We start from the raw sequence: 12,591 nt of genomic DNA, 5'->3' as shown, positions 1-12,591 counted from the left end.
CCACTCCTAATTACCTAATTTGTCCACAGAATCGACTACTGCCTGAGCTTCCTCATAGCCTTTGTCAAGGTTTGCGCCTATGTCATCAAAAGCCTGTTTAAGGTCTTCCAGCTTAGTACCCATTTGTTCGGGATACTTTATCAGGCAGGTGTTGACCTCATTTATGACTTTCTGCTCCTCGGCAAAACCTTCGTCGATGAGGAACGCGAAGGAACTCGCACAGGTAACATAGCTGGTTATGCGCTTGTAGCGCAGTGCTGTATCGCCCTGATTCAGCAGATAGGAATCTATCTCCTTGCTGGCATGGCTGAGCTCCACCTTATACTGTTTCCTGTACGTTTCCTGTACACGCCTTGTTTCATCGATGTATAGTCCGATAAATACCAGAAGACCGATCAGCGTGATCATCCAGAGGATCAGAAATGTCAGTACTCTACGTTTCAGTATCTTCTCTTGGTTCATCCGCTGTCACCTCTTCCTCGGGCTGATAGTTTTCCTCTGCCAGCCTTAGTTTTTCTTTCTCGATAGCTTCTCTGATAAGCTCCTGACGGCGTTCCTCGTAGGATACATTTTCTGCCTCGCTGACTTTCTTGCTGAGTTTGGCAAGGCTCTTCAGTTCATAGATGAAGATCGCAAATACAGGTATGATGACAAGTATCATCAGCAGTTTCCTCGGGCTTGCAAATGAGTTCACCCATATGAAAAATCTCGCTTTGCCTGTGTATTTTCCTACTATCCTATCGGGCTTTACAGCAACGCTGTCCTCAATGGGGTTGGCATCGCCCTTTGTTATGAACGTTCCGTCTTCCTGTATATCGACTATCCTGTGGGTCACGAGCATACCGTAGATATCGGTCTGCTCGGAATAGAAAGATATGATATCTCCATTTTTGAGAGCTGATCTATCGACCTTTTCCACCACGATGTATTCGCCAACATTTATCGAAGGCTCCATACTTCCAGTGACGACTTTCAGCACGCTCTTTCCGAATACATCTACTGCCTTGTGCCTTGCCGCACATATCATCACATAAGCCGTGAATACAATTGCTGCAATAAGTATGATGCTTGTAATGATGTTAGCAGCACGGCGTAAGCCGCTTTCTTCATTTTCATTGATCTCACCGCCGTTGTTTATGCGTTCCATAAGCTCATCTGATCTTGCCTTGCGCTTGTTCTTATGGGTGAGATCGTAATTTCGCCTGCTTTCTTCAATATGCCTGCGGAGCTTCTCGAAAATGCTTACGTGGTACTCCTTGTACAGACGCTTCATCTCTGTATCGATAGCATTCTGTTCTTCGGGAGTACGCTCAGGCGGTGTGTATACGGGTTTCGGCTTGCCCTTCATTTCAAGACGCTTGCGCTTCTTGAACTTTCGGTCTGCCAGCTTTCTCATGAAGCGGTACTTGAAGGTCTGTGCATACTTCTTGTAGTATGCTTCCATCTCGTTGTGCTTTTCCAGCTCTTCCTGTTTCTGGCGCTTCTTCGCTTCTTTCTCGTTGCGCCTGCGCTCGTAATCTGGATTATCTGTATATTTCGGGATTATGCCGAACCATATGACCAGCAGATAGGTGATAAATCTCGGTATAACGTATATCGGGTTCCTGGAGTATTCTTTGTATATAGTCCAAAACGGCTTGCTCTCGAAGTACTCTCGCTCCGCTTTGAGTCTTGCGGCACGTTCAGCTTCACGTCGTTCTTTTTCCCTTTGCTGCTGTTCCAGTTTGAGCCTTGCAGCCACTGCACGGGGATCTTCAAATTCAGCCGACTTTTCTTCGTCTTCCTGCTCTTCCATAGCAGCTTTGACTTCTTCGATCTCTTCTTCGGTGACTTCAGCATATGCCTGTTTTTGCAGTTCTTCTTCACTGGGACCGTTATTTATCTCGCTGCTGTCAAGACCTTCAGCCTCGCCCAGCTCGTTGAGCATCTTCGTTTTGTTCAGGCTGATACGCTCACGCTCAGCGGCGGCACGTTCTTCTTCCTCGCGGCGCTTCCGCTCTTCTTCTTCGCGTCTGCGCATATCTTCAAGACGTGCCTGACGTTCGGCTTCCTCAGCCTGCCTGCGGCGTTCTTCTTCTTCCTGCTCACGCCGCTTCTGCGCCAGCATCTCTTCCAGTCTTCGGTCTTCCTCTTCGCGGCGCTTGCGTATCTTTTCCAGAGCTTCTGCCCTTGCCGCCTCGATACGGCGCTGTTCTTCCAGCCTTGCTTCTTCTTCAAGACGCTGCTGCTCGGCTTTCTGTCTTTCAGCCTCCAGCTGTGCGATGAAGGCTCGCTCGATGTCGATAACATTGTTTACCTCATCGAATACCTTTCGTATATCCTCGGGCAGAGATTTCTTTACCTTAAATTCACCCTCGGAAGCCACAAAACCCGCAACTCCCTCGGCGTAAATATTGTAATCCCCTGAAAGTTCGCTGTTGAACCGCTTGACCACTTTAGGTGCGGCTTTTTTCAGCTTCTGTGTCTTCAGTTCAGGGAGCTCTCTGCCTTTTTCGTCGGTATAAGACCTGAAAAGCAGAAGATTGAGTATCACCAGCTTGTAGAAATCCTCAATGTAATTATCCTGAGGCTTTACAGCTGTATCCTCAACGTTTATCTCATAACCCACCTTTTCATACCCTACTATGTACTGCCAAAGGGTAAGGCAGGCTTTGAGGTCAACGTTTTTCATTATTGCGTTGGTACGCATTATAGGCGGTCTGACGAAAGTGTTTCCAAGTGCCTGACATAGTTCGGAGCCTTTATAGCCCTCGATTATCTTTTTAAGCTTTTCAACTCTCTGCCATACGGTGTAACCGCTTTTATTGTAGCTGTCAAGACTGGAAGTTGTTTCCAGCTTGACCTGTATCTTCATTTTCCCTCCTGCGCCGTCATCAATGGAGGTATCGTACCCCAGTGTGAAGACTTCCTCATCACGGGCTACCTGCGCAAGTTTTTCATATCTGGTGGTAATGAATATGTATAGCCTGTCAACAAGCGTATTCACGAACTTGTTCTCGTAGGTCATAAGGCTTTCTTCCTTATGTACATTCAAAACCTTTGATGGCGTTACTTTGCCTGTCTTTTTGTCGAAGCTCTGTATAAGGTCGGTGTGCTGTGCCAAATGTTTTACCGATTCAACGGTTATTTTCCTTGAAAGGGCTATGGGCACTATCTCCTCAACGTCCTCTATGGTACGTCTTGGATTTCTGAGCACATTGTCAAGATGTACAAGTCCGTTTTCGATAGCCTCTACCCAGCTGACATCTATCGCTTTTGCCATGAGCTTTTTGTTCATCGCAAAGGTGTTCCTGCTGGAATGTAACAGGGTATCCAGCGATCCGAAAAGCTCATCATCATCAAAAAGTCCCGTGGACTCCTTAAAATCCTCATACCACTTGCCGTACAAGCTATCCAATCGCCTCACCTGCCTTTGCATGAATGATAATTAGTGACTGTGCAAAAAGTACGGGAATAAGCTGTCAGAACAGCTTCTGCAGTCTTTCAAGATATTCGATGGATTCTTTCATCTTGTTCTTTCCGAAGGACTTGTTCATATAGTTTACCAGTTCTCTGAGTTCATCTCTGAGCATTGCAAGGTTCAGCGATTCAAATTTTCTGAATATCTTGGTAGCCAGAACGTAGTCAACGCCTTCAAGTTCCTCACCGCCGCAAGCGACGTAAACAGGAACGAACAGACCCATCTGCTTGAGTATACGGTTACCGAAAGCCACACGCAGCTTTTCAATTACCCAGAGGTCAAGCTGCTGTATCTTTTTGAGAGTTTCCTGAGATATGGGGTACTTGTCGAAAGCTTCCTTGAAAAGCTGATCGAGATGATCGAAGCCCAGATCGATAGGACCTGTATCGGGTGCATCAAAAGCTACGCCCTTAGCGTCCAGATTTATAGGCTGAGCACGGTCGTATACCTTATCGGATATAGCATAGGTCGAGTCATCGTTGTTCGCTGTACCGATGTACCATACGTTCTGAGGTATTTTCAGTTTGCCTCTGTTGAGGTTTACAGGGTCGGTGCTCCATACGTTGGGAACAAGGTCAAGCTCCCATTCATCTGCGTTAGGCATTTCAAGTATAGAAAGCATCTCCGCGAAGTAGTACTCGACACGGGCGATGTTCATCTCATCGAGAAGCACCAGGTTGATGTCGTTGTTGTAGCTTGAAGAGTATATCCTTTTAAGAACTTCCGTCTCGTTGAAGTTCTTTGTGAATTCGTTGAAGTATCCGAAAAGCTCTGTTCTGTCACGCCATGATGGCTGTACAGAAGCGATGGTGGTATCATGCTGTAAAAACTTACCGAAAGAGTAGGGAAGTGACGTTTTACCTGTACCGGAGATACCCTGCAGGATTATCAGCTTTGTAGAAGCCATGCCCGCAATGAAAAGTCTGATAGTCTTAGGCTCATAGAACAGGTGCATACGCGAGCAGGCGAAATTCCTGTAGGTATCGCAAAGCTCTTCCAGCGTGATGGTGTTGTTGTACTCGGGAGGAGTGTATGAGCGGTAGAAGCTGTCCACTTCCATAAGTCTCGAGAATCTTCTGTCGGCTGTCTGGATAACACCGTCGTCTCCGGTCTCTCCGACTGCCGCCACCGCAGCATCGCCGCCCTCCATGCCAAGGGCGGGCATACCATCTGCCCCGGCAAGAGACAGCGCACCCGTAGTAGGTATGCCCATCTGTGCCACCTTCATCGCCATGATCTCGTCCTTTTCCTTAGTCATCTTCAGTACCTGTCTCTGAAGATCTGATATCTCTTCCAGCAGATCTTCATTGCTGACGATGGAATGCCTGAACCTGATGTACTTTCTTATTGCCAGCACTATCATCAGACCCAGCAGCACGAATACGCCAGCCACCAGGATTATCGCAAGTATAGACAGTATCCAGCCCAAGGCACCGAAATCGGTGGAATAGGTCTTGAATATCTGAATGTAATTCTTTATGTTGAAGATCTGTTTTATGCCGTTCCAGAGCCCTTTGAAGATCATGGAAAAGCCTTTCAGCATCTCTGTCATAAATACAAAAAACCATTTGAGAAATCCTGTCATAGCCTTTCTCCTTATCGATTAATAAGCTTAGCTTTTCATGCTGTACTATGTTTACTTTTCAGCTGCGGCGGACTTATCCTCGCCGCTTACAGACTGCTCAGCTTTATTCTTGTTTTCTTCTTCCTGTTTCTGTGTCGCAAGGTATTCCTCGATAGCACGTTTCTTGATCTCTTCTTCGTCCTCATCGGTAAGCGCGGGCTTTTTAAATTCCACAAGTGTAACGATGAATTTGTAAAGCTCTACCAGGAAGAACACTGCCATAGGTATAACTATACATATAAAGAAACCTGTCTTTGTTCTGAGAAAGTTCATCACCTTGCCAAAGCCGCCAAGCTTTACATCTGTCCATTTGCCGATGATATCGTTGGCAGAAGCAGGTACTGTATCGTCCTGAGGGTTGTTATCGCCTCGTGTAACGAAGCTTCTTGTGTTGTCGATCTCGTTTATCGCCACGATACGGTGGGTATTTTTTACTCTCTGACCGTCGATTATCGTCCAGAAAGTGATGACATCGCCTTCCTGCAGTGCGTATACGTCGTCAACTTCCTTGCAGATTATCAGGTCGTCTTTCTTGAATGTGGGTTTCATGGAGTCCGATTCAACAGTCATGGGGATATATCCCAGCAGATTTGCCACACCGTTGTTTCTTCCCGATGAGAATACCATTATAGTTACCAGCAAAGCAAGGATAAGTATTATCCAGACTAATACATTTGCAGTGATCTTAAGAACTTTTTTCATATATCTTTTCTCCTAACATTAAGTAGTTTCAACTATCTTGAAGTCCATGCCAAGCTTGAGAGTGCCGCCGATAAGTTCATCTGTACAGTCGGGGTCGTTGCCCTCCAGCCAGATGACCACAGTATACTTATCTTTAGCCTTAGGCTCGAACTTTTCACGCTTATTTCTCATTACCACGGTGGCTGACGTAAATTCACTGTCGCAGTCACTTTCCTTGCCCGTGCCGTTGGATTTCGTCTTACCGTATACCGTTTTTTCACCGTTTACGTAAAGCGCAACTCTTACGGCTTCGTCAACGTTGTTGGTCACATTTTCTATCGACATCTCACCCTCATAGCTTATGGTGTCATCACCGCCATTAATAAGGTAGAAGGTGTAGGCTATGTAACTCTCACCGTTGTGACTTCCGTTTATCATATCCAGATTATCAGGAAGATCATCGCCGCTGATGTTGGTCATGTCGTAGACTATATTCGCATTCAGTACCGAGTTCGTTTTGTCGTATTCGGGAGTCTCGGAAAGTGTTAGACCTTGACGCATCATATCGTATTTATTGATCTTTACTGTAAAGCTCCCATACTTGTCGTAGAAGTACGATATCGCATAGGCGATGGCTATGATAGCGACCAGTATTATCACCAGAAGCCCCAATACCCTCATTACAATGACGTGCCGTTTAGCTTCCTTGGCAGTACGCCGAAGTGTCAGCACATCTATAACTTTGGTATTATTGTTATTATTGTCTGCCAAATCAGATACCCCATTCCTTTATAAAAATGTAATATAATATATTGAATGTCAATCTTCTTTGCTCTTGCGCCTGATATACCTTTCAGCCATGTACTTTCCCGCAAGCTCGCCTGCGCAGTAGTGACATTCAAACTCGTAAAGTATTTCAGCTTGATGCACATTTGAGATGCCGTCTGCCACAGGTTCTGCACCAAGACCCGTCACAAAGTCGATAAGGGATTTCACCGCACTGTCCGACCTTTCGCCCTTGCCGATATACTGCGTGAGCTCGGGGCTGAGCATTACATAATCGACCTCATACTCCGAAAGCTTCATTATCGGACTGCTTATACTGCCAAAATCCATCAGCATAAAATGGAAACCTCTGTTGCGCAGTTTTTTGATGTTGTCAGCTACGATGTGCTCAGTTTCCTCGAAAAGCTTCTCCGAAAGTGTAAAGCACAGCTGAGAGGAATTCACACCCATCTTTTCGCTCGCTTCCATTATCCTGCTCTCCGCATCGATATCACGCAGATACTTCGCCGGCATATATACCGATATCCAGTTGAACAGCAGTTCGCGCTCATTAAATGTAGTCACCGCCTGCATCGCCTGAAAGAGTTCCAGCTCAAACAGGTTCAGGCACTGCTGAGTTATCTCGGAAACGTCCCTGAAATTCTCGGGCATCAGCACCCCCAGACCCGGTGAGTTCAGCCTTGTCTGGGACTGATAAAAGGCGGTGTTTCCTGCGGAAATATTCCTTATCGGTCTGTAATAAAGCTCGACAGCACGCATACCGCCAACAGTAGTTTGAACATTGGATCTCATTACGCCGCCCTCCTTGTGTCTTTTATTCTATTTTATTATACAACATATTATGAATAATGTCAATTGAAATTGGGTATTTTTTATAGATTTAATTAATTATTATTTAACAGCTGAGTTAAAACAATATTTAATGAATACGGGCGCAGAATACAATAAATTTAATTGTTAATATTTATTAAACGACGATATATGGCGCTTAACAATTTCTGTCTCGGCTGATCATAGGGCTCACGAGGTTAAATTCGGGGTAAAATTACGACATTTTGTAGTTAGATAACATTAATTTAAGTTATTAACCAGTAAAAATGCACAAAGCGAAAAATATCATTTGTGCACTTGACTGATTTTCAAAGTTAAAAATATGAATAAAATCCAAAACTCTTGACAGGTCAAACAAAATCATGTATAATAAGTTCAAGTTAAGAAACAAAAACAATCTATTTCGTGGAAGTTTCGAGTCATCGGCGAGATTCACGCCGAAATTTGGTATGAAAGGAAAATGCATATGAAAAATACAAAGAAAAAGGGAAATCCCGCAAAGAAACTAATACCCGCTGCCGGCTCGCTGATGGTTTCGGCAGTAATGCTTGCAACATCGACTTATGCATGGTTTACGATGAATAAGACGGTTACGGTAACAGGAATGGAAGTTAAGACTAAGGTTGGATCGAACCTGCTTATCTCTGAAACACCGAGCGATTCAGCTTTTGCAAAATCCCTTTCGCAAACTAGACAGGCTTTATTGGAGCCTACCTCTACTGTAGATGGCATTCAGTATTTCTATACTGTTAATGCAGGTTCTAATGGTGATGCTTTGGAAGAAAACTATACAGCCTATAATGAAGCTAATGGCACATCTCAGAACGACACTGCTGCTGCTAAAACCAAGTACGATGCTGCATTTAATACAGCTTATGGCGCTTCTCCAAGCACTACCGCATTTGATACAGCATATGGTTATATTGATTATGCTTTTTATCTGAAAGCTACCAATACTAATGGTTCAGATACTGGAACTCTTGTAATGTCAAAGTGTAATCTCTTATACAACACCACTGGTGATACTTGGGCTGCTCCGACAGATAAGGCGTGGAGAGTTGCAATGTTTGTTCAAGAGTTAGGTTCAAGTGTTAGTGCAGGAACAGCTCCTACAGTTGATACTTCCGGTCAGACTCCGTCATATAGTGGAGCGCTTAAAAAGACCATTCTTAGAATAAGTGGTGCAGGAAATCAGAGTGGAACAAATGCGGTTGATTCAACAAATACATTATCTGCTGCTACCTATGACACAGCTGCAACCGTAGATTCTACAATTGCCAGCAATGCAACAGAATACTATTATGTTGTAATTAGATTGTGGCTTGAAGGTGAAGATACTACTTGTACATCTCAGACATATGCTGCACTGACCAATAAGTATAAGCTTGATCTTCAGTTTGATCTTAACGGCGGTGATGGTACAACAGCTGCGACAGCTGCAACGAATATTACTACTGCTACTTCATAATCAAACCTAAGAAATTAACAACTAACTAAACAACCACATTCCCCAATCTCATAAAATAGAAATATTAACCCCTATCATTAAATAAAACCCTCTCTAAAAACTCCTTTCCCCCCACCCCACCCAGGTGGGGGATTCTTTTTGTCCGATCACTTTTGTACAGCGGCAATTACGCATATCGACGCTTATCTGCATGAAAAACACGGAATGACAGGTCAGGAGATTCAATTCTAACTTTATTCAAAAACAATATTAACTAACTGTAAACTAGATCTTTTTGCAAAACTCGGATTTTCTATTATTGTGACTTAATTAACAATTGATTATTCGGATAACAATTTCCGGGACCAGTCAATTTAAAAATGGAAATACACTGGAAAATACGCTGTAATTTCAGAAGGCGATGTTCTTTTTCTACATGACCGATCTGTATGTGCTTTTGATTAAATATTTATTTATCTTTCTAATTTATTAACGGATTTTAATGTCAAAACAATTGACATCACCGTGGCGTTGTGATATAATAAAATAGGAAAGATATATGAACTTTTATTTTATATATTATTACTAAAACACATTAATTTAAACATAACACCATCGAATAGTCCTGAAAACAACGTCTGTATTATAGTATCAAACGGCCGACAGCAAGGAGGTGAAGCAGATGGAAAACAATGTTTTTGATGTGAAAAAACTATTGGATACAGGCGAATCTGCTTCATTGACAGCTGAAAATATAATCGCCGTAGAAGAACAGCAGCGCTCGAAAAAGACGAAGCTTATAAAACTGGGTACGGCATCGGCTTTTAGTGCAATTATCCTTATCTTTGTGACGATCGCGTGGTTTACTATGAATAGGGAAGTCGGGACAGGGGGGATGTCTGTAAAAACTGCTACAATGCCGTTTGAAATCGCCGTTAAGGGTTCGACTGTGCGTAATGACACCGAGTTCATTAAAGCGGACAACACATACACATATGGTGACGATGAAGTTATTTCCGGTTATTATTTGACCGGTAGTAACGATACCCAGATTAAAATCAGGTATACTCCATCTGCTGAAGAAGAAACTGATTTTGGGCCCGGCAGTAGCGGAATAATTGAATTCTATGTTGTTCCAAAGCAGGATGGGGATCTGACAGTTCAGATCGATCTCAATGTGATAGGTTTTAGGGAACTGGGTGAAACAAACACTACAATAAAGCGTGTTTCGGAGCTTACGGTAGCTAATTCTGGACTGGAACAATCGGTTATTGATCAATACCAAGAAGCAGAGAATTATCTTAAAGGACACATAATGTTCTTTGAAGAAGAAGGCGATACTGATGAGAATACTCTGGAGGGTTCTCGGTATTATTATGAGAAGCCGATAACCACCAGAACATTAAATAAGACTTTTTTAAATGCAAGAAAAAATGTTCCGAAGAAGGTGACTATATACTGGATGTGGACGAACACTTTAGGACAGATAGCATTAAGAAATAATACGACAGGATACAGAAGCGATTATCCAATAGTCAAGGATGTTGCTAATGGAACTTCGGATATTTCAAATACGGATAAAGGCAAAGTAATTCAGTATCTGAAAGACAATAAGAATCTTGTTTTTACGAACTATTCTGAAATAACTGATGCCATAATAGATGATGCGAATAATGCCGGAGATAAAACCAGCTTCAAGAAATTGAGCGACGGCTATAACGATGCGGATTTTTTGATCGGATCCAGTCTGAGTTATTTTATTGTTGATATAAATGTTGGATTGCCCGACTGAATGTTTTAGGAGTGTGGCATATGAAAACTTTGTTTAGAAAATTTAATAATATGCCAATAAAGAGAAGGATAGCCTTAATAACAGCTTTTAGTTTGACACTGTTGTTGTTTTGCTCTATTCCGGTTCTTGCATGGTTTTATATGCAAAGGAAAACAGCGGAAATGTATAAGATCGAATTCCCTAATTCATTGTATCTCAATGCGGCTCAGCGTGAGGATCGAATGTATTTTAATATGAATGCGATCAGCCCTTACAAAACTGATCCTGTGACCGGAGGATTGGTACATGATGATGATGGAAAGCTGATTCCTGTAACAAGGCAGTTATATGTTTTTTCAGTTTCAGGATCAAACACAAAGAGTTATAAACTTCAGATGGCTCATACAAATAATAATCAATTCACTTATACTATATACCCTGCTACTCAATACGATGATCAGTCAAGTATTCCTGCCGGTACAGATGAAAACGATATTGTGCTATATGCTATGCATGCTGGTAGTCATACCGAAAATACTATTCCGGTTTCTGATGACATGTACAGTGAGAGTGGTTCGAAGTATTATGTGAAATCCGCAACAGCGTTGAGCGGAGAATACAAAAATAATGAAACAAGCAATCCTATGAAAGCCAAAGATGACGATGCGTTTTATGTTGAAAATTATGGTGATAAAACAAATGTTGAGGAGAATGATATCCCATCTTACTGGCACTCGGATTCAATATCTGTTTCTTTGGACTCAAATAAAAAATTCTGCGATTATTACATTATTGAAGTAACGTGGGAAAAAAGAGCAAACAGAACGTTTGAAGATAAAGAAACGGACATGATATACATAACAGCATCAAGATAAACCAAATGATATAGATTATTTAAGGAAAGGAGCGACTGAATATGAAAAACAGAATAATAAAATTCATGAAAAGACAGTGGCTTCTTGTCTGGATAGTCTCTGTTACACTGGCGCTGTGCACGATTGTTGCATTTGCTGAGTATCCTGGAACAAATAACTTTGTTAAGAGAGTTGTTCTGTTTGATGATTCAAGTGATTCGATGTTCTCGTCAAATCTTCTGACTTATATTGAGAATAACAGGATTTCATTTCAGCCTTATTATGTTAAGGAATTGACTGTGAATGATTTGGCTCAGACTTATGATGTTGATGTTTTTGTGTGGAATTATGATATAGACGGTAGCGGAGATTACTATAAAAGACAAATTGAATATGATCTTGAAATTTCCGTTGTTGATAACCAAGGCAATGTAATCAGCAGTATGGATGCCGGAAAATATATTCAAATTGCTAAGAATGACAGTTCTACTGCATTGGTTACTTTTAACAGTGGTAGCGCTTCTTATACCTATTCCAGTCCTCAGGTTGAAACACTTGCGACAAATGCAAGAAGCCAGAACAAGTATACCATCAAGTTTTCAAAAAACTGGGATTTAAAAAATGATGCAAACAAGCGTGTGATGATTAAAGCCACTCCGACTTCGAGTTTTCCCGACCTTAAGCCTCTTGCAGCAGCAATTGGTTTGAAGGAAGAGCAGGGGTCTTCTTCGACAGGATGGAAATACTATATCAATGAGCAACGACTTAATACATCAGCGCTACCTTCCGCATATGATGCATATAACCTGGTGTTAACAGGTACGGGCAGTGAAACTATTGAAATAGAATGGGATCCAACCAAGATTGCTCTGAATAAAGATTTTTATGAAAGTAATGGCGCGTTTCCATTTGTATCCGGTGAGGTTGTATATACTCAAGGCGGAGGAACAACAACTGGGTGGAATAAGCTAGTAATAAATGCTGATTCGTACAGTTCAACGAAAGAGTATAGAAACAGATATGATATACAGTTGTATAAAATCAACGGAGAAGTGAGTTCGTCGTGGAACTTCATAAGCGATACAGTTTCGGGTAATGTATGTATAAAGATAAATATACCTGCCGACTCGGACTAAC

General features: G+C 42.3%; 10 protein-coding genes. 4 read left to right on the top strand and 6 right to left on the bottom strand.

Annotated features, from left to right (window positions below; all coding sequences use genetic code 11):
* Nucleotides 1-6 precede the first annotated feature (6 nt).
* The 6 genes from N773_RS0107175 to N773_RS0107150 form a co-directional block, all read right to left on the bottom strand.
* The gene (locus tag N773_RS0107175) at nucleotides 7-462 is read right to left on the bottom strand and encodes a hypothetical protein (protein ID WP_024857151.1); all 456 of its coding nucleotides are present in this window, start codon (nucleotides 460-462) and stop codon (nucleotides 7-9) included.
* Nucleotides 434-3,397: a signal peptidase I gene (locus N773_RS0107170; RefSeq protein WP_242840362.1), complete on the bottom strand. Its 2,964-nt coding sequence runs from the start codon at nucleotides 3,395-3,397 to the stop codon at nucleotides 434-436. Before N773_RS0107170 ends, N773_RS0107175 begins: the two co-directional genes overlap by 29 nt.
* A gap of 64 nt (nucleotides 3,398-3,461) precedes the next feature.
* The gene (locus N773_RS0107165; RefSeq protein WP_024857149.1) at nucleotides 3,462-5,045 is read right to left on the bottom strand and encodes a hypothetical protein; all 1,584 of its coding nucleotides are present in this window, start codon (nucleotides 5,043-5,045) and stop codon (nucleotides 3,462-3,464) included.
* 51 nt (nucleotides 5,046-5,096) lie between these two features.
* Entirely contained in the window at nucleotides 5,097-5,786 is a 690-nt protein-coding gene (locus tag N773_RS0107160; RefSeq protein ID WP_024857148.1) for a signal peptidase I, read from the bottom strand.
* An 18-nt stretch (nucleotides 5,787-5,804) separates the two neighbouring features.
* Nucleotides 5,805-6,536 carry a hypothetical protein gene (locus N773_RS0107155; protein WP_242840361.1) on the bottom strand — a complete coding sequence of 244 codons (732 nt, stop codon included), beginning with the start codon at nucleotides 6,534-6,536 and terminating at the stop codon, nucleotides 5,805-5,807.
* Nucleotides 6,537-6,584: 48 nt separating this feature from the next.
* On the bottom strand, nucleotides 6,585-7,343 hold the full coding sequence (locus N773_RS0107150) for an EAL domain-containing protein (protein WP_024857146.1): 759 nt from the start codon (nucleotides 7,341-7,343) through the stop codon (nucleotides 6,585-6,587).
* Nucleotides 7,344-7,848: 505 nt separating this feature from the next.
* On the opposite strand from N773_RS0107150, the gene N773_RS0107145 reads away from it, so the two are divergent.
* The 4 genes from N773_RS0107145 (at nucleotide 7,849) to N773_RS0107130 (ending at nucleotide 12,590) form a co-directional block, all read left to right on the top strand.
* Nucleotides 7,849-8,850: a hypothetical protein gene (locus N773_RS0107145; protein ID WP_024857145.1), complete on the top strand. Its 1,002-nt coding sequence runs from the start codon at nucleotides 7,849-7,851 to the stop codon at nucleotides 8,848-8,850.
* A 661-nt stretch (nucleotides 8,851-9,511) separates the two neighbouring features.
* Entirely contained in the window at nucleotides 9,512-10,621 is a 1,110-nt protein-coding gene (locus N773_RS0107140; RefSeq protein WP_024857144.1) for a hypothetical protein, read from the top strand.
* Nucleotides 10,622-10,641: 20 nt separating this feature from the next.
* Entirely contained in the window at nucleotides 10,642-11,475 is an 834-nt protein-coding gene (locus tag N773_RS0107135; protein WP_155250865.1) for a hypothetical protein, read from the top strand.
* A 41-nt stretch (nucleotides 11,476-11,516) separates the two neighbouring features.
* The gene (locus N773_RS0107130; protein WP_024857142.1) at nucleotides 11,517-12,590 is read left to right on the top strand and encodes a hypothetical protein; all 1,074 of its coding nucleotides are present in this window, start codon (nucleotides 11,517-11,519) and stop codon (nucleotides 12,588-12,590) included.
* Nucleotide 12,591: the final 1 nt, after the last annotated feature.

Origin of the sequence: Ruminococcus albus AD2013 (assembly GCF_000526775.1) — a bacterium.
Taxonomy (GTDB): Bacteria; Bacillota; Clostridia; order Oscillospirales; family Ruminococcaceae; genus Hominimerdicola; species Hominimerdicola alba_A.
This window is presented reverse-complemented; position numbering and strand designations above follow the sequence as displayed.